14 protein-coding genes are annotated in these 23,726 nt (G+C 46.9%); 7 read left to right on the top strand and 7 right to left on the bottom strand.

Annotated elements, in window-relative coordinates; all coding sequences use genetic code 11:
- Window positions 1-44: 44 nt before the first annotated feature.
- From H8K52_RS04505 to garD, 4 genes are all read right to left on the bottom strand, one after another.
- Window positions 45-608, bottom strand: coding sequence for a papain-like cysteine protease family protein (locus H8K52_RS04505; RefSeq protein ID WP_186921689.1), 564 nt, complete (start codon window positions 606-608; stop codon window positions 45-47).
- Between the two features lie 62 nt (window positions 609-670).
- Window positions 671-1,396: a hypothetical protein gene (locus H8K52_RS04500; protein WP_186921688.1), complete on the bottom strand. Its 726-nt coding sequence runs from the start codon at window positions 1,394-1,396 to the stop codon at window positions 671-673.
- A 571-nt stretch (window positions 1,397-1,967) separates the two neighbouring features.
- Entirely contained in the window at window positions 1,968-2,783 is an 816-nt protein-coding gene (locus H8K52_RS04495) for an NAD-dependent epimerase/dehydratase family protein (RefSeq protein ID WP_186921687.1), read from the bottom strand.
- Between the two features lie 251 nt (window positions 2,784-3,034).
- Window positions 3,035-4,597: a galactarate dehydratase gene (gene garD, locus H8K52_RS04490; RefSeq protein WP_186921686.1), complete on the bottom strand. Its 1,563-nt coding sequence runs from the start codon at window positions 4,595-4,597 to the stop codon at window positions 3,035-3,037.
- Window positions 4,598-5,011: 414 nt separating this feature from the next.
- Here garD and H8K52_RS04485 point away from each other — a divergent pair, with 414 nt between their 5' ends.
- The 7 genes from H8K52_RS04485 (at window position 5,012) to H8K52_RS04455 (ending at window position 19,390) form a co-directional block, all read left to right on the top strand.
- On the top strand, window positions 5,012-5,704 hold the full coding sequence (locus H8K52_RS04485; RefSeq protein WP_186921685.1) for a FadR/GntR family transcriptional regulator: 693 nt from the start codon (window positions 5,012-5,014) through the stop codon (window positions 5,702-5,704).
- Window positions 5,705-5,877: 173 nt separating this feature from the next.
- Entirely contained in the window at window positions 5,878-8,586 is a 2,709-nt protein-coding gene (locus tag H8K52_RS04480; RefSeq protein ID WP_186921684.1) for a TonB-dependent receptor plug domain-containing protein, read from the top strand.
- Window positions 8,587-8,731: 145 nt separating this feature from the next.
- Window positions 8,732-9,550, top strand: a complete 819-nt coding sequence (locus tag H8K52_RS04475; RefSeq protein WP_222613672.1) for a rhamnogalacturonan acetylesterase — start codon at window positions 8,732-8,734, stop codon at window positions 9,548-9,550.
- Window positions 9,551-9,573: 23 nt separating this feature from the next.
- Window positions 9,574-12,342, top strand: coding sequence for a pectinesterase family protein (locus H8K52_RS04470; protein WP_222613671.1), 2,769 nt, complete (start codon window positions 9,574-9,576; stop codon window positions 12,340-12,342).
- Window positions 12,339-14,285, top strand: coding sequence for a glycoside hydrolase family 28 protein (locus H8K52_RS04465; RefSeq protein WP_246464271.1), 1,947 nt, complete (start codon window positions 12,339-12,341; stop codon window positions 14,283-14,285). The genes H8K52_RS04470 and H8K52_RS04465 overlap by 4 nt, the downstream gene beginning before the upstream one ends.
- A 151-nt stretch (window positions 14,286-14,436) precedes the next feature.
- Window positions 14,437-15,375, top strand: coding sequence for a GGDEF domain-containing response regulator (locus tag H8K52_RS04460; protein WP_186921683.1), 939 nt, complete (start codon window positions 14,437-14,439; stop codon window positions 15,373-15,375).
- A 43-nt stretch (window positions 15,376-15,418) separates the two neighbouring features.
- Entirely contained in the window at window positions 15,419-19,390 is a 3,972-nt protein-coding gene (locus H8K52_RS04455) for a response regulator (protein WP_186921682.1), read from the top strand.
- A 179-nt stretch (window positions 19,391-19,569) separates the two neighbouring features.
- Here H8K52_RS04455 and H8K52_RS04450 read toward each other — a convergent pair whose 3' ends face one another.
- The 3 genes from H8K52_RS04450 to H8K52_RS04440 all read right to left on the bottom strand — a co-directional run bounded on the left by H8K52_RS04450 (window position 19,570) and on the right by H8K52_RS04440 (window position 23,667).
- Entirely contained in the window at window positions 19,570-21,306 is a 1,737-nt protein-coding gene (locus H8K52_RS04450; protein WP_186921681.1) for a glycoside hydrolase family 43 protein, read from the bottom strand.
- A 62-nt stretch (window positions 21,307-21,368) separates the two neighbouring features.
- On the bottom strand, window positions 21,369-22,280 hold the full coding sequence (locus H8K52_RS04445; RefSeq protein WP_186921680.1) for an SMP-30/gluconolactonase/LRE family protein: 912 nt from the start codon (window positions 22,278-22,280) through the stop codon (window positions 21,369-21,371).
- A 1-nt stretch (window position 22,281) separates the two neighbouring features.
- Window positions 22,282-23,667 carry an MFS transporter gene (locus H8K52_RS04440; RefSeq protein WP_186921679.1) on the bottom strand — a complete coding sequence of 462 codons (1,386 nt, stop codon included), beginning with the start codon at window positions 23,665-23,667 and terminating at the stop codon, window positions 22,282-22,284.
- Window positions 23,668-23,726: the final 59 nt, after the last annotated feature.

The raw sequence follows: 23,726 nt of genomic DNA, 5'->3' as shown, positions 1-23,726 counted from the left end.
ATGTGAAGATTAAATTTGCGTGTTTCTTAATCTGGCTTCAAAAATTAGTTGGTCACAGCCGTGTTATACCAATAACGATCAGATGCTGATTTTGTCGCTGCATAGGTTCTGACATAAGAACCATTGCCTGGCCATGGATCGTTAATGTAGAGCGTTGCACCATTATTGGTATACCCCTTGACCACGACGAAATGACCGCCACCACCTGTCCACTGCCACAAAATAGAGTAAGGACGATTGGCGTTGATTTTGGCCGTTGAATTCGCTTGAGAAAGCACGCCCACGACTGAGGAACTCACGCCCCAACCATTGAGAATATACGTAATCGTATTGGTAGGTTTCGGTTGATTAGCAGTGCTATTCCAATTGAAAGTCGTATTGCCACAAGCATAGTTGATACCGATGGCGTAATTCGCTTCGGCGCATTGGGTCGGCGTTTTACCGAAGAAATTTAAGATCATTTGGCTGGCACCAGCCCAACACCATTGGCTATGTTCCTGCACCTTTAAAGGTACATTGAGGTTCTTGGTTTGTGCCGAAGCAAAGCTGCTGGCTGCGAGGACACCAACTACCGAGAGAATTTGTAAGCTGCGTAATATTTTTTTCATTGTCTTGTCTCCGAGACGGATTGATCGTGTTGTAAATTGTTATCGATGATGATCGAGTTAGCTTATTTGCCGAAACGATCAAGGTGGCTGCGTACCGCTTGTTGCAAGCTCGGCAGCAGATCTTGTGGGTTGGCTAATTGGGTTTCTGCACCTGTATTGAACGTGCGCAAAGATTGACGGGCTGCCAGTAACGGGGCGAATCGCGGTTTGCCTTCCATATCTTTGACCTCTAAGAAATCTGCAGTCGCTTGATAAATGCGAACGAAGCGGAACGCGTTCTTACCAGCATGATTCTGGGTGGAAGCATAGACATCCTGTGCCAATTTCGAACCACCTGCGCCATTGACTTGCCATTTCCCAAGCACCTTTTCCAATTCGAGTAAGGCGACTGGATGTTTGTCGACCATCACGACAAAATTCCAAATGCCCGTACCCATCAACATCTGATCAAATGGACGACCACCAGCCAGCATGGTTTGTGGATGTGCAGAGTAGACTTCAAAGCCCAAGCCTAATTCTGCCGTCTTTAATTCGGAAAGATCATTGATATCAAATGGAAAACCATCAGGCAAAGTACCTGCGGGCACATCTTTGCTTAAGTCGTTGATGAGAGTACGTAAGCCAAGAAGTGCCGCAGTGCGCAGACCCGCTGGTTCTTTTGCTGCGGACGCTTTGGCGACTGCTTGTGCATCGAAAGCAACACGGTTGGCGCCTAGGTTTTGTGCCAGAGCTGGTAAAGCGGTCAGCATGGCAATACTGGCTGCCAAGGTTTTCAGAGGATATTTCATAGTTCGATTCCTTGTGGATAGTGTTAGATGAATTTCAGCACCAAATACGGTTGTATGAGAATTTGTACACCGTGATCGTATTAAATGTGAATTTGTTAAAGCCAAAACCCGATTTAAAGGAAAAAGAACTATGCGGATTTGTATGAAGTCGTTTGGAGCGCGGACCAAGGCTTCGCGAGTGCTGGCGAAAATCTTCGGTAAGAGTAAAAAAGAGTTTGTGAAATTCGTATTCACAAAATAAAACATGTCATTAGGTTTGATTGGTAAAAACTCTAGTCACTAAAAGTGTGTTTGTCAGTAGCCACATTTTTACGCTCGGAAAATGTGCTTGTTACTAAATGGTGATGAGTGGTGAGTGCGTGGACTTTCACTTGCGACATTTGGTGTTGCTATTGGTGGAACGAAAAAATGCCAGGATTATCTAGTGACGTAAACTGGAGATGACTCAGAAAAAAAGAAGCCTCACAAGAGCAAGATCTTGTGAGGCTTCTATCTTTATTCTAATTGCTAAAAAATTCGAGTTTGCGCTTACACCTATGCGCAAGTTTTCAATTTTAAACGCCAGCGAAGACTATTTATATTGCGGCCCAGTCAACAAAAATCCACCACCTTGATAAATGGTGGTGATGTCGTCTTTTTCTGGATAGTCACCGCTATCAGGGAATTTATGCGCGAATTGTGTTGAGCTATCTTTGGCTTGATAACCGAGATGGCTAGCGTAGCGATTATCCCACCAGCTGGCCGGATTGTCCGACATGCCAAATGCAATAGTGTGGCCAACACGCGGTGTGAACAAGCAGCAACGCAACATTTCCACTAAGTCGTCGTAGCTGAAATACGTAACCAACATGCGTTTGTTAATCGGTTCGGGGAATGAGGAGCCGATGCGCAGGCACACTGTTTCAATGCCAAAACGATCGTAGTAATAACGCGATAAATCTTCACCGAAACATTTGCTAATGCCGTACATGCCATCAGGACGACGTGGACTATTGGCGTCGATGTAATCCGTGGTTTTATAAAAACCAACCGCGTGATTGGAACTCGCAAATACCACGCGTTTCACGCCAGCTTGATGGACGGCTTCGTAAATATTGTAGGTACCCTGAATATTCGCGCTCATGATGGCTTCGAAGTTATTTTCAGTCGAGATGCCGCCAAAATGCAGAACGACATCAACCCCTTCCATTAATGCATGGACTGCGGCTTTGTCGGCCAGATCGCATTGCACCACTTCTTCACCTTCTTGTGCTGCACCCATGTCGCTGATATCGCTCAAGCGTAAGATCTCGGCCCAAGGCTTGATCCGCTCACGCAAAATACGTCCTAGACCGCCGGCTGCGCCAGTTAATAAGATACGTTTGAATGGTTTTTGGTTTGTCGTCATATTTGTACTCAGCTAGTTTATGTTGCTAAACTCCCTTCTCCCGCTGGCGGGAGAAGGGTTGGGGATGAGGGGAGTTCAGTTTTGACCAAAGACATTTGAAAAACTAAATCAAAATTTCGTGAAAAATTTAGATATCTTCAGTTGATATTCGTTCCTGAATCACCCTCGCCCTCACCCTCACCCTAACCCTCTCCCGCATGCGGGAGAGGGAACTTATCACGGTAATTATTTTTGTATTGTCAGTCACAATTTCAAGTAATCGGTGCAGGATTAAACAACACTAGCGCATTGTGCAGTTTCCAATATTCTGCCCAGGTTTTTTTTCCGCTAGCGACTTCTAACATGAAATGAAATAGCTCCCAACCCAGTTCTTCTATCGTCGCTTCGCCGCTTGCGATACGGCCTGCATTGATATCCATCAGATCATGCCAGCGTCTGGCTAAATCATTGCGGGTGGCGACTTTAATGACGGGTACTGCAGCTAAGCCGTAAGGTGTGCCACGACCCGTTGTGAAAATATGCAAATTCATCCCAGCAGCCGTTTGCAATGTGCCGCAGATAAAATCGCTGGCAGGTGTGGCGGCATAGATTAAGCCTTTTTGCGTTAATTTTTCGCCAGGTGAGAGAACCCCGCTAATCGCTGCGCTACCAGATTTGACGATTGAGCCCATGGCTTTTTCAACGATATTGGAGAGGCCACCTTTTTTATTGCCTGGCGTGGTATTTGCACTGCGATCAACGCCACCACGTTTTAAGTACTGATCATACCAATCCATCTCACGTATCATCGCTTCAGCGATCTCTGGTGTAGCCGCGCGCGAGGTCAATTGATCAATGCCGTCACGCACTTCAGTTACTTCAGAAAACATCACAGTAGCGCCAGCGCGCACTAATAAATCTGTCGCGTAACCGACTGCTGGATTTGCCGTCACGCCAGAGAAGGCGTCACTGCCACCGCATTGCACGCCGACCACCAATTCGGAAGCAGGACAAGTTTCGCGTTGACGTTGATTGAGCTTGATTAAATGTTTTTCCGCCGTTTGCATGATGCTAGTGATCATGCTTTGAAAGCCGATATGTCCAGCATCTTGCAAACATACGACATCAGGCTCTGCCTGTTCTTGAGTCTGTGTCTGAATCGGGATGATGGACTTGGGGAAAAGGCGCGTAGGCTGGAGTTTTTCGCAGCCCAAGCTGACCACCATGGTTTGTCCACCAAAGTTGGGATTGAGACTGATATTGCGTACGGTGCGTATCGGTATCATCGCATCTGGGGCATCGATCGCAACCCCGCAGCCATAGGTGTGTTCAAGGCCGACGACATCGTCGACGTTGGAAAACTTTGGTAACAACTCCTCTTTAATTCGTTTCACCGCATACTCGACAACCCCAGCCACACATTGCACGGTGGTGGTGATCGCCAGAATATTACGGGTTCCGACACTGCCATCAGGATTACGGAACCCCTGAAAAGTGTAGCCTTCTAATGCGGGCATCTCAGGCGGTTTGCGATTGGCGATCGGCAAATTTTGTAGTTCGCGCGCTGGTGGCAATTGCACCAAGGCTTCTTGTATCCAGCTACCAGCTGCAATGCCGGCTAGCGCGTAGCCGATGGTGACGTTATAGCGGGTAATTGCATCACCTTTAGCGATGTCAATCAGTGCGACTTTGTGCCCTTGCGGTACGGCTTCTAATAGCGTTAAGCCATTTTGAAACTGTGTCCCCGCTGGCAGGCCGCCGTCATTGACGACGATGGCGACATTATCCCTTTCATGCATGCGTATGAATAAGGGGGTCTGTGTATCTGCAGCCATCTTTTCCTCTCTTCCAGTCTTTTTATTCGTGGATCTTTTTACCTAAATTGCAGTGCACGTCAACGCCTAAATTTCAATTGAGAAAGTACTGGTCAGGCCAGTGGCTGTGTTTTTCTGTGTGTGCAAAAACGTGATTCTCTTATTTTTGGCGGATTTGGCGTGCCATGCCGCAGCCTCAATTTTCTTGGTAATTACAGGGCTAATGTATGGTTTAAGGAAAAAGATTCGCCTTGTAGCGATATCCATTTCGACTCTCTGTGGAGCTTTCTTGATGTGGTGAGTATGCCACCAAAAAAATAATTTGGCTAGTCCACATTGCAAAATTGGTCTAACCACATTAGAATGGTCTTACCAAATGCGGCAAAAACGAGACAAGGGAAAGTCGCTAATGAATGTGAAGCCAAGAACCATCGGATGATAAGCAAAAAACCGTATTCCACGATAGACCACGAGCCGCGACTTTATCGCGTCGTGGCAGACCGTATTCAAAGCTTGATTCTTGAAACTGGTTTGACTGCTGGAGAACGCTTACCTTCTGAGCGTGAACTGGCATCACAACTGCAGGTGAGCCGTGCCTCGTTGCGCGAGGCTGTCTTGGCCTTGGAGTTGGGTGGGGTGCTGGAGGTGCGTGGCGGTTCTGGTGTGTATTTATGCGATGACAAAATTGAGGAGGCGATTCCTGAAGTCGGCCCCGGGCCTTTTGAAGTCTTGTCGGCGCGGCGCTTGATTGAAGCCGAAGTTGCAGCGATTGCGGCCCGCGTTGCGACAGATGCGGCCATTGATGCGATTTGGAAAGCGCTGTTAGAAATGGAAAAGCACCATCACAATCCAGCAAGTCATGAGCAGGCGGATCGTGATTTTCATTTGTCTATTGCAAGGGCAACTGGTAACAGTGCCTTGGTCGGCACTATGGATTATTTATGGAATCAACGCGGAAGTTTGTGGCATCGCTTGAAGGAACATTTTCAGACGGATGAGTTACGTCAACAAACTTTGGGCGATCATCGCCAAATTTTGCAAGCGATTGTCGCGCATGATCCCGCAGAAGCAAGACGCGCCATGCGAGCGCATCTTGAGCGTGTAACGAGAACGTTTTCACGTGGGTAATTGGTAAAAGAATTTGTAGTAAATAGTGACCGGTCAGACCTCGGTGCAGCAAGACTGCCCTTCGTCGCGACGGCAACGGGTACGCGAGGTACGCCGACTAAGGTCTCACCATACAAAGAGAAAAAATACTCGGCGATGGATGGGCTTCAATTGATAAATAGTAGGAGACAGTGATGCAAGCTAGTATGAAAAATCCAAAGAAATCACCAGTAAAACACTTGGCCTTGTCCGCAATTACCATTGCAGTCATCGGTCTGATGCAGCAAGCTTCCGCGCAGGAACCCCTACGCGTCGAGGTTACCGGCTCTTCCATCAAGCGCCTAGCGAGTGAAGCATCGTTACCGATCACCAGCGTATCTGGTGAAGAATTTGAAAAACGTGGAATGACAACCTTGGCAGATTTGATGATGGCTTTGCCGCAATCAAATTCCTTAGCGCCGTCGAATGCTGGCTCAGGTACCAATGTCAATTTGCGTGGTTTGGGTGTGAACCGCACCTTGGTGTTGTTGAACGGTCGTCGCCTTGCGAACGAAGCGATTGCCGATGGCTATGCCAATCTCGATGTGATTCCGATGAGTGCGATTGCACGCGTTGAGATTTTGAATGACGGTGCGTCGTCGATCTATGGTTCGGATGCGATTGGCGGTGTGGTTAACTTTATTACCAAGCGTGACTTTAAAGGTGCCTCGATTACTGGTCAGATTCTGAATCCGCAACGAGATGGTGGTGGTGATGAAAAACGTATCAGTTTTACAGTTGGTGCTGGTGACTTGCAAAAAGACGGTTGGAATATTTATGCCACTATGGATGGACTTCGTCGCAGTCGTTTGGCCGCATCGGATCGCGCCGAACTCACGTCGACAGAATTGTTGACCAGCATAGGTCGTGCGCCTTCTTTAGCGAGTGGTGGTTTCGCGAGTCCTGCTAACTTTACGATTCCTAGTAACAAGGCATTCGTCGCGGCGAACCCTTACTATGCGACAGGTTGTTTGGCACCGTATTCCATTAAAGGTGGTAAGAACACCTGTGTGATCGATAACAGCACTTACAACACCGCGATTTATGGCCGTGAGCAATTGACCTTTTTTGCGAAAGCCACCAAGAAAATTTCGGACGATCATTTATTCTCGATTGACTACTCACGTGGTCAAGGTCAAATTTTTGGAACCAAGATTCCGACCACAAGTTTGGCTGCCAACGGCGTAACAGCCTTGTTGCCTGCCACGAGTAAATGGTATCCGGGTGGTAGCGGCGGTGTGCCAGCGGTTGCTGGTACCAACGGGGCACCGCTGTTGGTCACATGGAGCGTGGCGGATGCGGGCATTTATCAAACGAAGGATGAACAAATTAATCAGCGTCTGAATTTTTCGGATGAAGGTGTAATTGGCGGCTGGGATTACAAAGCTGGTTTAGTGATCGGCGTCAGTGATCGTATTGGCTATCTTGATTCAGGTTCTTTAGATGGTCCGAAGTTATTGTCTGGCATTACCAGCGGTGTGCTCAATCCTTTCGGTGTTCAAGACGCCACGGGTAAAGCTTACCTTGATAGTATTTCGCTCAATGGCCAGAAGTTACGTGTTTCTCAAAGTACTTTCACAGGCGTGGAATTGACAGTGAGTAAACCGATTATGACTTTGTCCGCTGGCTCTGTTGGCTTGGCATTGGGTGCAGATTTTCATCGCGATACGACAGAAGATGTGAAGACTGATGTGGGTCTAGCCGCGACCTACGCTGCATCGACACCATCTCGTGGTCAGGGCGCTCGCAATGTGGCTGCTTTGTTTGCGGAATTGGAAATTCCTGTAACTAAGGAATTAAATCTTAACTTAGCGTTGCGTGACGATCATTTCAGCGATTTTGGCAATACCATCAATCCTAAGGCGAGCTTCCGTTATCAACCAAACTCAACAATTATGTTCCGCGGCTCGGCAAATACTGGTTTCCGCGCGCCAACTTTGTTTGATCGTTACGGCTATCGTTTGCCAGGCGCGACGACAACGACATCATCGAACTGGGATGATCCTTTGCAATGCCCAAGTGCGACACCGGCGATTGCTAACACGGGTAAGCCCTTGCCAGGTTTGGTGGCAGCGACAGTATGTAACGTGAAGTTGCCGAAACAAACAGGTAGTAATGCGGAATTAGTACCAGAGACTTCCGTTGGTGGCACTTTAGGTGTAGTGCTCGAACCGATGAAAAATCTGACCATGTCGTTCGATTACTGGCGTGTGAATATGGATGACATGCTGGCGAATTTGCCTGAGCAAGCTTATTTCTTAAATCCAAGCAAGTATGCAGAATTCTTTGTGCGAGATGCGACGGGAAAATTGTTGTACATCAAAAACACGACAATGAATTTGGGCGGGCAAAAGGCAGCAGGGATTGACGTGGCCACCAATTACACCTTCCCTAAATCCGATTTAGGGACGTTCAAAGTGCAGTTGAACGGGACCTACTTGACACAATTCGATAATCAATTGGAAAAAGGTGGGGAGTTTGTTTCGAATATCGGTCGCTTCGGTTTGGCGAGCAATGGTACGACGAGTAGCTTGCCAATTATCACCTTCCGTTGGAAGCATAACCTTGCTTTGTCGTGGTCTAAGGGTAACTGGTCTTCTCAGTTAACTCAAAACTACAACACCGGTTATCACGATCAGAATCTGGTAGCAGCACAGTACTATCGCGATATTGAAGCCTACACGATGTACAACTTTACCATGAGCTACAAAGGCTTTAAAAACTTGAGTATTGTGTTTGGTGTCAACAATTTGTTTGACGTAAATCCGCCAGTGACCAATCACAGTGGTTATACCGGCTATTTGAGTAGTGCGGCTAGTCCATTAGGTCGCGCTTTCAATACCCGTGTGACTTATACTTTCTAAACTAGAGAGAGCTTTTTAAGTTCTAACATGTGTAAAGCCCAGTATTCAAATTGATCAAGGTGATCAAGGTGATACTGGGCTTTTTTACGCAGATAAAAAATATCTTAATCGTAAAGATGAACTCCCTATGAAACAAGGCTACATCATGAATCGTATTCGTACTATTTTCGGCATCAGCTGTTTTGGCTTCGTTGTTGCCATGAGCAATTTAGTGAGTGCCCAAACACAAGTATTAGCAGCGAACCCAGCCCTACGCGTGATCCTCGTGGGTGACTCGACGATGGCGACAAAAAGTGGTTATGGCGATGCGCTGTGCGCGCGTTTTAAACCCCAAGTCGATTGTGTGAATTTGGCGCGCGGTGGTCGCAGCTCTGGTAGTTTTCGCGCGGAAGGCTTATGGAATCGTGTGCAAGAATTGCTGACCGAATCGGCCAGCAGTGGTATTGCGACTTATGTTTTGATTCAGTTTGGACATAACGACCAACCTGGTAAGCCAGGACGTTCAACTGATTTAGTGAGCGAATTTCCAGTCAATATGACGCGCTATGTGAGCGAGGTAAAGCAGTGGGGCGGTGTGCCTGTTTTGGTTACGCCATTGACTCGACGTAGTTTTCGCGAAGGTGTCTTGGAAAACAATTTGAAGCCTTGGGCCGATGCGATAGAGAAAGTGGCGCAGGAAACGCACACCTTGCTTTTACCTCTCAATGCAGAGAGTCATGCCGCCGTACAAGCAATGGGCGAGGCCGAGGCAGACACGTTGGCGGTCGCGCCACCACCTCCAAAAGTCGATGCGCATGCGTTGTCTGATCCGAATAAGCTAGAGCCACAAGGTGCAGCGAAATCGGCTTTTGATCGTACCCATGTAGGCATCAAAGGCGCTACCTACTTTGCGAATATGCTTGAACGTCAAATGCGTCAGCACATCATTGCCATCAGTGCGTTCTTCAAACCGGTTGGGGAATAATCAATATGAAACAGATCAATCAAATGAATCCAATACCAAAGCAGCATCGTTTATTCCTTCTCGCGCTTGTGAGTACATTGCATGTCCCAATTACGTGGGCACAAGATACTCGGCAGGTTAGCGAGCCACGTATGCCCGCAGTGTGTACGGTACTCACCGCAACACAAGTTTATGCTGAAGGATTACGCCAATTAGACACCACAAGAATTCAGACTGCTTTGCATGCGTGCCCAGCAGGGCACGCAGTACAACTTGCAGCGAATAATGAGAAAGATAGTTTTCACTCTGGACCAATACAAATTCCAAGTGGGGTCGGATTAATGATTGATCGCGATGCAACTTTGTACGCAAGCACCGACGCGACTTTGTATGACAAAGGCGGAAACACTTGCGGTGTCAACGCCGAGAAAGGTCGTACATGCATGCCATTTATCACGATAGATAAAGCACGCGGCAGTGGTATCTATGGCGATGGGGTCATCGATGGACAAGGTGGACAAATCGTACAGGGAAAAACCGAAACTTGGTGGCAAATGGCACGCCGCGCGCAGCGTGAAAAAAATGAACACAATATTCCGCGTTTGATCGAAATTAAGAAATCAGAAGACATTACCTTTTATCGCATACGCCTACGTAACTCCCCCAATTTTCATGTGACAGTCAGTCAATCCGATGGATTCACCGCATGGGGTGTCAAGATCGATACGCCTGCTGATGCACGCAATACCGACGGCATTGATCCGATCTCTTCCCGCAATATCACCATCGCGCACAGCTACATTCGTACGGGAGATGACAATATCGCGATCAAGGGCGGCAATAGTGGGGTGACTGAAAATGTCTCTATCATCAATAACCATTTTTATAGTGGTCATGGCATGTCGATTGGAAGTGAAACCAATAGCGGTGTACGACGTATTTTGGTGAAAAATCTGAGTTTAGATGGCACCACCTCTGGATTGCGAATCAAGAGCGATGCCTCACGCGGTGGTGTGGTGGAGCAGGTCCGTTACGAAGATGTTTGTATACGCAATAGCAAACGTCCAATTGATCTGGATACACGTTACGATCAAAAGGCGATGGGCGATAAAATCCCCGTGTATCGCGATATCGTGTTTGACCGCGTCCATAGCATTAGCGCTGGACGTATCGTCTTACGCGCTTTCGACGCTGCACATCCTTTGTCTGTGGAATTTAAGCAAAGTAGCATTGTCGCAAATTCACCGCAGTTGATCCAGTTCGCAAATTTGACGATCGATCAAAGAAACGTCGCGATCACAGATAAGGCAGACAATGTTGTCTGGGATGCCTCATCTGGCTCAGCTTGTGCGAATCGATTTCCCGAATTCCCTGCGCACACACCAATCAACTTTCGTCCACAATTGACTAGTCAGCAGGCACAAGCCTACACGATAGACAATGTCATGCGCACCACAGGTCCAGCGGACAAGCCGGTGATCGATCCTTGGAATCCTTTGCAAGAGGATTTGGTGAACTCAGCTAATTTGCCAGTCGATTACGTGGTGGACGCGAATGTGGTCGCGGATGGCAAAACGCAATTTACCACTGTGCAGGCTGCCATCAATCAAGCTGTGTTGGATGGACGTCAACTCGTTGCTGCGCGGTCGAATAAACCACGCTTATATATCCTGGTCAAGCCAGGAACTTATCGCGAATTGATGTACGTGCCAGTAACAGCGTTGCCGATCACCTTGTATGCTGAGGCAAGTGATGCGCAGAAAACCAAGATTGCCGCTAGTGCGCACGCGGCACTATTAGGCAGCGCATACATTCACCGCTATGGCGCACAGTTCGCGCAAGTTGATCGTAGTATTCAAGAGATGTACGCATCATTAAAAGACCGCCCTGTGATAGGCACCAGTGGTTCGGCGATTGCATGGATACGTGGACATGGATTCCAAGCGAAAAATATCACCTTCCAAAACACCTACAATAAAGATCAGGTCGATACCAATGCTGAGTGCCCTAATACCGTGTGCGGAGCGACCGCCGGCACTGCTCCTGTCGTAGTGGTACAGCATCAAGCAGTTGCCTTAATGCTTGAAGGCGCAGACAAGGTGCAATTTGACAATGTGCGCATACTTGGTTTTCAAGATACTTTGTTTTTGAAATCAAGTGCGATTGCACATACTGCACGTAGTTTCTTTCATCGTTCTTATGTCGAAGGTAATGTGGATTTTATTTTTGGTGATACCACGGCGTACTTCTATCGTTCCGAAATTAAGTCTCTAGGCGATCGCTCAACGTCTTACGTCACCGCGCCGAATACCAATATACGCACACCTTATGGCTTTGTTTTTAATGAAGTCGACTTTACCAATGATGGTAGTACGAACGCATTGGCGGGCAAGTTTTATTTAGGTCGACAATGGTTCCATACACAAAAATGTACGCCATACGCGACCATTAACGTCGTATCTTATCGCTGCACTTTGGCCGATCTCGATGGTTATCAGGCACCAATCGGAACCATCTCGAAAAAGGTGTTAGAAACGGTCGGTAAAACAGTCATTATTAATTCGAGAATTGGTGCACACATACAGGCGCAACACCCGTGGGCTGATTGGAATAAAAAAGGCAGCTTGGCTTTTCGACCTGTGCAGTTTTCAGTGTCGGACTACTGGCGCAATCTGCTAGATGCAGGCTTGCAACCAGATCAGGAACTAGGATATCGGGATCCGGATAGTCTGGCTCCAGGCGTCGCTGCTAGCTTTTTGGGCGAATTTAATAACGTTCAACTGACGCCTAGTACGGCAGCGAGACAACAATGAAAAACGCAAAAAATCCAATGGTAGTAAAAAAGTCAGATCAAAAAGTAGGTGCTGGACGCCGTCAATTTTTACGTCAAATTTCTCAGAGTGGATTGGCAATCAGTAGCACGACGCTCGCCGGTTCTGCGATGGCTGGACAAGGCGCTCAGCATTCATCTTCGGCAGCATACAACAAAGATGGATGGATGAAAGCACCTTGGCAAGCGGCGCAAGCCATTGTCGATCGCTTTCAAAAAGAACTTGTGTTTCGTGATGAAGATTTTTTGATCACGCACTATGGAGCCAAAACCTGCACATTACGCCAAGTACAAGCTTGGAAATCATTTGAAGAGCAGGGCGCGCTGGCAAGTCCAGTAGCAGATGCGGCTGATATCTATCCAGCGATCACCACGGCGATTCAAGCTTGTCACCAAGCGGGCGGCGGTCGCGTAGTGATCCCGAAAGGTGATTGGTATTGCGCGGGTCCGATTGTCTTGTTATCGAACGTTCATGTGCATTTGCAAGCAGGTGCGCATATTTATTTTAGTCATCAACCCACTGACTATGCGAAGTATGGCAGTGTCGATTGTGGTGAACGTGGTCGTTTAGTTATTTCGCGTTGGCAAAGTAATGACTGCTTGAATTACTCGCCGATGGTGTATTCCTTTGCTCAAACAAATATTGCCTTGACTGGAGAGGATTGGACCAGTGTCTTGGACGGTCAAGGTGGCGTGCCCTTTAATGAGGATGGTGATTGTTGGTGGACTTGGAAAGGCAAACAGCGCACCATCAACTCGATCGGTCAAGGTTCAATTCCTAATGCTAAAGCAGGCAAGATGTCCGAGAATGCAGTGAATAGTTTGAATGCGAATGCTTTGGCTGAATTGACCTCGATCTCGGAGCCGCAAGCTAAACTGATTCAAGGGGAAGGTGATCGCTGGCGAGCGGACGCGGCTTATTTGCCAGCCCTATCCGAGGCGAATATCCCTTTGCCCAAGCGGGTATTTGGACTGGGACATTATCTGCGTCCGCCGTTGATTCAATTGATCGGGTGTGACAAGGTCTTATTGCGTGGCTATCAAGCGAAGGACTCCCCGTTTTGGGTGCATCATCCGGTCAATTGTCGCGATCTAAAAATCGACAAAGTACTAGCGAATAGTCATGGTCCGAATAGTGATGGTTTTGATCCTGAAGCTTGTGAATATGTCTTGGTCGAATCCTGCACCTTCGATTCGGGTGACGATTGTATTGCGATCAAAGCAGGTAAAAACCGCGATACACAATACGGCCCATCTCAGCATATTGTGATTCAAAATTGCACGATGCAGAGTGGGCATGGCGCGATCACGCTGGGAAGTGAGATGGCCGGTGGCATCCAACATATTTATGCGCAAAATCTGTTGTTCGAGAATAAGCATTGGGCGAGTAATCCATTGAATATCGCGATACGTCTGAAAACGAATATGAATCGCGGTGGATTTCTTAAACATTTTTATGTGCGGAATGTCTCGATACCGAATGGTGTACAAACGAGTCCATCGTATTATGCATTTTTACCCAACTCACCGTTCGCCAAAAAAACGATCGCTAGTGCAGCAGGTGGGGTCATCGTGTTCGATTGTGACTACGCCCCCGTTGCGGACAATGTGCGCACCCGACCACCCGAAGTGAGTCATATCCATATCGCCAAGGTCAAGGTTGGGAATGTCAGTGTCAAACAGGCGAACCTACCAGCGAATAGCCAGTATTCTTGTTATCAAGCTTTAGTGATATTGGGCCCGGTCGCTTCTGATTACAATGGACCACAGCCTGCGCCAAAGATTTTGCCAGTGAGCCAAGTTCTGATTGAAGATTGTGATTTTGGTGCACCAGTCAACAAGGTAAGTCCTCTCTATTTATATAACGTAAAGGGTCTAGTTTTGAAAAATGTGATGATCAATAGTGTGCTCTATAAGCGGGGATAACATCCTTGATGAATTGCTTCGCGTGATGGCTAAATCGGAGTTATTGCCACGTTTAGCGGAACTTTGTTTGGCTTTACCACTTAATTCATGTATCGTTGTATTTTGGAAATAATAGTTTTTCCTAAAAACGATCTAGACAAAAAGTTAGCGTATGCCTGCTTATTTACCTAAAGAAAGCACTATTTTAATTATTGATGATGATGTGAATTTGATTCGCATGTTGAGTCATATCTTAAAAGACTTTGGCAAAATTCTATTTGCAGTCAATGGTGATCAAGGTCTACAAATAGCGAAAGAGCAGAAGCCCGATTTGATTCTTCTTGACGTGGGTATGCAACCCATGGATGGCTATGAAGTATGCCGCTACTTAAAAAACGATGAGGCGACCAGTAAAAGCGCAATTATCTTCGTCACTGCTAATACGGGGATGGATACAGAAATCGCCTGCTTAAATGCAGGCGCGGTCGATTTCATTACGAAGCCGCTCAATCCACCGGTTGTGCAAGCGCGTGTACGAACCCATTTACGTCTGATACATGATTCTGCTGCATTGGAGTTACTGGCTCAGCACGATGCATTGACGGGGCTGTATAACCGTCGCTATTTTGATAAAGCCATCGAGGCCGAATACAGTCGATTGCAGCGTCACCAATTGCCATTAGGGATCGCCCTTGTCGACATCGATTACTTCAAACGATACAACGATACTTATGGACATGCTGCAGGAGATATCGCTTTAAAGGCAGTTGCGCAAGCAATCGAAGCCGTCACCAAACGACCCGGTGAATTTGTTGCCCGCTATGGTGGTGAGGAATTTGTTGTGGTGTTGCCACAAATTAATGAGCAAACTTTGCAGCAGTATGGTCAGATGATTTGTGAGTCAATCCGTGTCTTAGAGATACCACACAGTACCTCGGAAATCTACCAATACATTACCATTAGCGTTGGACTAGCTTATGCTATTCCGACAATAGATTCCTCACCCCAATCATTGCTTGATCATGCTGATCAAGCTCTCTACCGGGCAAAGACACTTAATCGGAACCGTTTTGAAATTTTTTCGCGGCAAGATCAAAGTCAATCGCAGTAAGAACTAGGCAGGGCTTAGTTATTATTTATTGGGAAAATATCGGATGACAAACTTTTCGACAGGTAATCGATTTTTCACCACGAAGGCCTTAGCGATTGGCTTGGTATATTTTATTCTGGCGTCGATCTCCATCCATTTTTCAAAAGAAGCGGGCAATGTCGCGCACTTTTGGTATGCCAATGCCTTGGCCATCGCTTGTTTGTTGCAGTTTCAAAATAAGGAGAAATGGTATCTCACCGTGATTTTCGCTGGCGCCAATTTTTTTGCGAATTGGGTGATGGGGAATTCGTGGTGGCTGTCGATCGCCTTTGTCATTCCAAACGTCGTTGAAATGCTAGTCGCTCCTTGGTCGGCTGCTCGACTGAAGATGCAATCGGACTTTGAACAGTCACCAGATGCGATGCTGCGATTTGTATTCGCTGTTTGCCTTTTGCCGAGCGGAATCGGTGCCGTAGTTGGTGCTAGCACCTTAGCCCTCTTGGGCTTCGCACCATTTGCAGTGATTTTGCCGACATGGTTTGTTAGCTCTTCGGTTGGAACGATCTCTCTGTTGCCATTACTGCTGTTGCTAAGACGCAGATGGGTTTCAATAAATCACGATTACTTAATGTTAGATACAAAAAAATCGTCTCTCTTTTATGCCATTAGCGTTCTTTTCGTTAGTTTTTTTGCGCTTCGTTACTTACCTTTTCCTTTCATTTATTTAGTCATCCCTTTGGTGTTTGCCGCCATCAATACAACATCAGTCGTCGTTTCTGGATTGATTTTCTTGCAGTCGTTAGTGATTGCTGTGATGTTGCATTTAGGTTATTTTCAAAAAGCGTTTGATTCCAGCAATGTGTTGTCGTTCTTGAGCTACTTACCGATTTTGGTGACTTTTATTCCGGTATTGATTTTGGTCGGAAGCATGAATTTATTTCGGCGTCAGGACAAGCAACGACTGGAAACTGAGGCTGCCTTGCAGCGTAAACATCTTGAGTTACAAATGATTGTGAATAATGTCCCCGCGATGATTGGCTTTTGGGACTTAGAATTAAAAAACCGCTTCGCGAATAGCGCATACATAGACTATTTTGGTTGGAAACCCGAGGACATACTAGGCATGCATGTGCGCGACGTGGTTGGTGACGCTTTATACGAAAAAAATATTCCTTACATGGAAGCGGCATTGCGTGGTGAACCGCAAATGTTTGAACGTACCATCGTGAGTCCGAATGGCGTTGCTCGCGACAGTCTAGCGTCTTATGTACCAAGTTTTCGTGATGGGAAAATTGAAGGGGTTTATGCCTTCGTCAGCGATATTACTGACATCAAGAAGGCGCAACGAGCAGAATACATTGCACAAGAGCGCCTCCAGGCAGTGATTGATTCAGCGACGGAATTTTCTATTATCGCCACTGATTTGCAAGGGACGATTACACTTTTCAGTGCTGGCGCTGAAAAAATGTTGGGTTACAGCGCAGCCGAAATGGAGCACAAAATAACGCCGGCCGTGCTGCATCTACCCGAGGAAGTTATGCAGCGAGGCCGAGAATTGAGTGCAGAACTTGGTCGCCCTGTTGAAGGTTTTGACGTATTTATTCTGAAAGCCACGTTGGGTATTAACGAAAAGCGCGAGTGGACTTATGTGCACAAATCCGGGAAAAAGATTCCAGTACGACTCGTGGTGACAGCGATCTTTGGCTTAGATGAAAAAATAGTCGGGTTCCTTGGTATCGCGAACAATATTTCTGATGAAAAAGAACTACAGCGTTTGCTGATTCAAGCTAAAGAAAGCGCAGAACAGACTAGTCAGGCGAAGAGTGATTTCGTTGCCAATATGAGTCATGAAATTCGCACGCCGATGAATGCGGTGCTCGGCATGTCGCAATTGCTTGCTACAACGAACCTGAGTTCTGAACAGCGCAAATATTTAGATATGATCAAAGTTTCCGGGCAGTCATTGATGGGGATTTTGAATGATATTTTGGATTTTTCTAAAATCGAGGCGAATCGCTTAGAACTGTCGAATACCGAGTTTCTTCTTGACGATGTACTCGGCGCACTAGCAAGCATGATGGCGGTGTCCGTAGCAGAAAAAGATGTTGAGGTTGCCATCGGAATGGGCGTAGATGTGCCAAAGCGCTTGATCGGTGACCAACTGCGATTGCAGCAGGTACTGACTAATTTGACGAGCAATGCACTGAAGTTTACGGAGAAAGGCGAGGTCGCCGTTTTCGTCGATACGATTCAAGATAAGGTCGATCTTGAGACTAATCGCGTTTGGTTAAAAATCACAGTCAGTGACACTGGCATAGGAATGGATAAACAGCAGCTACAAAAATTATTTCAGCCTTTCTCTCAAGCCGACGCCTCTACTACGAGAAAGTTTGGTGGAACAGGTTTAGGACTGTCGATATCGAAGAGTATTGTCAATCTCATGGGCGGCGACATGGACGTGAAAAGTCGGTTTGGCATTGGCAGTGAATTTCAGATTACGGTGCCGATGATTGCTGTCAATGATACGACGACTGTGAGCTCTGCCACTCAAAAACGACTAGATCTTTTGGTCGTCGACGATAATTCCACGAGCAATCATTACATCTGCAAGACAGTGCGTTCATGGAATTGGAATACGGAATCTGCGACGAATGGACAACAGGCGATTGATATCGTAAGTGCTCGACTCGCCGAAGGAAGACATTTTGATGCCATTATCGTTGATTGGCAAATGCCGATGATGGATGGCTTAGTCACCATCAAGTTGTTGCGTGACATACTCCCTAAGGGCAAAACACCATTAATCATTATGGTTAGCGCATTTAGTCGAGACAGAATGCTACAAGAGCAAGCTGCAGATTATGCCGATGCAATTTTGATGAAGCCGATCACGGGATCAAGCGTATTTGATACCGTGCATGAAGCGATCCTGTTATGTTCTGGCCTAGAAGTGATGCCCCGTTATAGTAAAGCGATATTGACACGAGCCAATCAAATTCAAGGCGCAAAGTTACTTTTGGTAGAAGACAATCCTTTTAATCAAATTGTTGCTAAAGGCTTTTTAGAGCAGGGTGGTGCGACCGTTGATGTGTTAGAAAACGGCTATCTTGCGGTCGAACATTTGCGAAGTCACGCAGACAAATATCACGCAGTCTTGATGGATGTGCAAATGCCCATCATGGATGGTATTAGCGCGACGCGCATCATACGTAATGAATTGCATCTGCAAATTCCGGTCATCGCAATGACGGCAGGTGTCATGAGCTCTGAACGCGATCGTTGCTTACAAGTTGGAATGAATGATTTTGTCGGGAAGCCGATCGACGTCGAACAAATGTTTTTGGCAATTTCGAAGGTCTTGCCAATGGCATTGAATCAGGCAAAAATGGAAAACGAGAAAGTGAAGGAAGACTTATTAGCGACCACTTCCGCAAATCCTTCGGATTCATCAGTTTTTGATCCTCGCTCATTGGAAATTTTAGCTGCGGCTGATCCTAAACACTTGCAACGGATATTAGATTCGATCAGTTCTATGGTAGAGCGCGCTAGTACGCAAATGCTCGACGTTAGGCGTGCGTTTGAAGCACAACAGCCAGAAGTCGCCACTAGAGTGCTCCATACGATGCGAGGGTCTGTGGGGACACTTGGTGCCAAGGTTTTTGCGATGCAAACCTTACGGGCTGAAAACGAGATTCGGGATGGTGGCGCCAATGTTGACATGTTATTGACGTCTGTCGAACAGGAATTGCGGAAAACAATTGAGGCAGCACAGCATTGGCTAAGTGAAAAACGCTTAGGTCTAAGCACGCCAAACCTAACGGCACTCTCCATCGATGACGAGTCCGCAAGAATGGAACAATTTAGACAGTATCTTCAACAGAATGATCTCGCTGCTTGCGATGTTTTTGATACCCTAAAGGAAACGCTAAGCCAAAAAATATCAATGGAAGCATTCCTTCTTATAGAAAAAAACATGAGTGAATTAAACTTCGCACAAGCTGAAAGAATTCTGAGTCAAGCTTTGTTAAGGCATTGATGTGGTCTAATGAAGCCGGTTGCTTCCGCGACTCAAAGTGCGCAGAGTATGTCCTTGAGTACGTTGATATTGATTCTCGTTCCCAAGGAAACGCCGCAATTTACTGGAGAAATTTGGCTGGATATGACTGAATCCGGTAAGCGTTCCGATTTGTTGAAAAGCCTCTTCGGATCTTCTCACTAGCGTTGAAATTGCACTGGACTAAAGTCCGCATAGACATGACTCGATTTCGAATCGTTCACTGGCTTATTGAGCGAACTGAAGTTGGATGTCGGGATTGTCTGCAAACTGAATAAGCCTAACTTTGCGCCAACCCAGCGTCCGGGTTTAGCTTGAAAGGTGACGTTGTCCGGCAGTACAGAATGATAGGTCCTACCATCGACGCTATAAAACCACAAGGCTTGCGCTCCCGGTTTGACTTGCAGGCGTAGATAGAGCTTTAGCTCTGTCTCGGTACTTGCATTCGTTGAACCAAGATCGGCGATCTCTATTTGATGCTCGCTACACGATTGTTGACTGTTTTTGCATTCCGCGTAGATGATTGTTTGCTTCACTTGTTTTTCCTGCCCGGTATTCTTCAAACCTAGCCAAGCGTAGTCCATGCCAAAGAGGCTCAAACCTGCTGTGAGTCCTATTACGTTTGGATTTAATGTAATTGACGTATCGACGGTGAAGGTTTCTGCGGGCAGTTTTTGCATTAGTAGTGCCGGATACTGAGCTAAGCTTTTGTCAGACGACCATGGCAAACTAAACAGTCTTAAGTAGCCATGTCGTGCACTCAGCGAAAACCAGCTAGGCGACCAATTTGCTTGCCACTGCCATTGCAATTCGAGATCACTTGACGTGAAGTCATCTGACGTTGCTGGATTGTTGCGAGATGCGGCGGTCGTTGATATGACGGGTTTTTCCCATTCCATTACTGGCTCACCTATGCCCGTTTTCACATTCATGTTACCCATCACTGGCCAATCTTGCTCCCATCGCATTGGTTGTAAATGGACGATCCGGCCATAGGCGCGCTTATCTTGAAAATGATAGAACCAATCACGTCCATCTTCCGCATTGACCCATGCACCTTGATGCGGACCATTGATCTTGCTATCTCCTTGTGCCAAAACGATTTTATCTTCGTAAGGGCCTTGAATATTTTTAGAACGGAATACCGATTGCCAACCAAATTCAACACCACCTGCGGGCGCAAAAATATAGTACCAGCCCTTGCGCTTATAAAACTTTGGACCTTCTAAGGTTTTATAGCCAGGTAGAAGATTGCCGTCAACAACCAGCGTGCCTTTGTCATCGAGGAGTTTGCTGGCGTCTGCAGTCATTGCACGCAAAGTGAGTTGATTATTAAATCCCGCACGGCTTTTCGCCCATGCATGCAGAAGCCAAGCCTTACCATCATCGTCCCATAATGGTGTCGGATCGATTAAACCTTTACCGGCAACGAGTAGATGTGGTGATGTCCACGGTCCAGCAAAGTTCTTCGCGGTCATGACATAAATGCCGAAGTCTGGATCAGGATAAAAGATCCAAAATTTGTCATCATGAAAACGTAGGCTCGGTGCCCATACGCCTTTACCATGTTGCGGCGTCGAGAAGGTCTCATTTGGTATCAAATTCTGCAAGGCGTGTCCGACCAGATTCCAGTGAATCATATCGCTCGATTGCAACAATGGAAGACCCGGCGCGCTGTTGAAGCTCGATGCAATCATGTAGTACTGGTTGCCGACGCGGATCACATCGGGATCAGAATAGTCTGCATGAATAATCGGATTACGATAGCGGCCATTGCCGAGATCAGGTTCCCAGACTTGTTTTGTATCGTGTCGATTTTTATTCTGAGCATGCACTGGCGAAGCAAGCAATAAGATCGACGAAAACAAGCAGCAGAGTGCTTTGTCAAAGCAGTTCATGGAATTCCTTAGCAGAGTTCTTGCGTATGTACGATTGATGTCGCTACAGATTTCAGCGACGCTTATCCAGCAAAAGCGGTTTCTGCATAGCCTTGGACACCCGGATTGAGCAGGATAGTGGCACCAGCCCATTCGTCATCCGCCGCTTGCCCTGCTGCGATGGACGCAACCATCAAGGTGTCCAGTTTGTCACCACCGAAACAGCACATGGTTGGTTTTTTCATTGGCACCGCGATTTGTCGATCGAGTTTTCCTTCTGGGGTAAAGCGCAAAACCAATCCGGCGTCATTGGCGCAAATCCAATAACAACCTTCAATGTCGATAGCCGCGCCATCGGGACGACCATCCATCGTTTTCATATCAACAAAGAGGCGTTGATTGTGGGGCGTGCCGCTATTTGTATCGTAGTCAAACGCCCAGATCAGTTGGCTGTTTGGATGTGAATCAGAAAGGTACATGGTGCGACCATCTGGTGACCACGCGAGCCCATTTTGGACAAATAAATTCGAGATGAAGGGAGCTGAGATGCCTTGTTCTTTGGTATAGCGATATAAATGTCCAGCAGCTCGTGGCACTGACATATCGATCAACATGGTGCCGCTCCAAAATCGACCTTGGCGATCACAGCGACCATCGTTGAAACGCATTCCCATTGCCGATGTTGCTGGCGCTGCTAGATGTTGTGCGTCGACGATTCCACCTGCCACTACGTTGAGATGAAATACGCCGCTTTCCATTCCCGCTATAAAGCCGCCACTAGCTTGAGGAGCCATGCAGCCTATCATTTCAGCAGTGCTCCAGCTTGATACTGCGCCGCTCCTAGCATCTAAACGCCAGATAGTCTTTGCTGTGATATCGACCCAATACCAGGCTGCTTCGTGCGCAATCCAGATGGGGCTTTCACCGACGCCACAGCGGATGTTTGTCTGTGGCGTCGTAACGCGAATGATGTCAGGAGTAAGCACGTTTGGCATATTAGAGATCGTTAATCACTTTGTACTTTGGTACCAATGTTTTCATTACAGTCCAAGCGACTAAATAGGCGAGTGCACAGATCGCAAACATGATCGTGTAGCCAGTTTGCAATTGGCCTTGGCTTCCGTAGTAGTCAAACAACCAGCCACCGAGTTTTGTGATCAAAACGCCGCCTAAACCACCCGCCATACCACCAATACCGACAACAGAGGCGACGGCTTTTTTCGGGAACATATCAGACACTGTCGTGAAAATATTTGCTGACCAAGCTTGATGGGCCGAAGCGCCGATACCGATCAAAATCACGGGTACCCAGAAGCTTAGATAGCCGAGCGGTTGCGCCAATAAAACGACCAGCGGGAAAATCGCAATCATCAACATCGCCTTCATGCGACCATCATAAGGCGCATCACCGCGATTGATAAAGTAGGTTGGTAACCAACCACCACCGATACTGCCGACCATGGTCATGCTGTATAACACTGCCAATGGAATCACGAATTCGGTCGTTTTCATACCGTATTGCGCAGCAAGATATTTAGGCAACCAAAATAAGAAAAACCACCAAACGCCATCGGTCATAAATTTGCCAAAGGCGAATGCCCAAGTCTGACGATACGCGAGTAATTGGAACCAAGAAAATTTCTTGCCATCGTCATTACTCTCGACCACGCCATCTGTCAATTGATCATGATTGATGTAAGCGAGTTCTTCTGCGGACAAACGTTTTTGCTCTTCTGGTTTGTCATAGAACACCATCCATGCACCAAGCCAAATAAAACCAATTGCGCCAACGATAATGAAGGTCGCCTGCCAACCCCATGCTGCAGCAATCAAGGGCACGGTGATCGGTGCCAGCACGGCACCAATGTTGGCACCAGAATTGAATATGCCAGTTGCAAAAGAGCGTTCTTTTTTAGGGAAATATTCTGCGGTTGCTTTAATCGCTGCTGGGAAGTTACCTGCTTCACCTAACGCCAAAACGGCACGAGAAATCATAAAACCTGCGATCGAGACGGGAACGGCTGCGAGTCCTAGTGCAGTCGCGATACTGTTGATGGCTTCACCAAAAAAGATCGCATACGCATGCATGATGGCACCAAGAGACCATACGGTAATGGCGAGAACAAAGGCTTTTTTTGTTCCGATTTTGTCAATGAAACGACCTGCAAACAACATGGAAATCGCATACACAAATTGAAACGCAGCGGTGATGTTCGCATAATCGCTATTCGTCCAACCAAACTCTTTGCTCAAGTCAGGTGCCAATAAGCTCAAGACCTGACGATCTAAATAATTGATGGTCGTCGCAAAAAACAAAAGTGCGCAGATGGTCCATCGGTATTTGCCTATGCCTGTGGCATGGACTTGTGCATGTGTTGACATAGGTGTCTCCGGTTTTATTGTTTTTGGCAGTGCTGTTAATTTGAATTTCGATTTAGATT

The sequence above is a fragment of the Affinundibacterium seohonense genome, assembly GCF_014284305.1.
GTDB classification, from domain to species: Bacteria; Pseudomonadota; Gammaproteobacteria; order Burkholderiales; family Burkholderiaceae_D; genus Undibacterium; species Undibacterium seohonense.
This window is presented reverse-complemented; position numbering and strand designations above follow the sequence as displayed.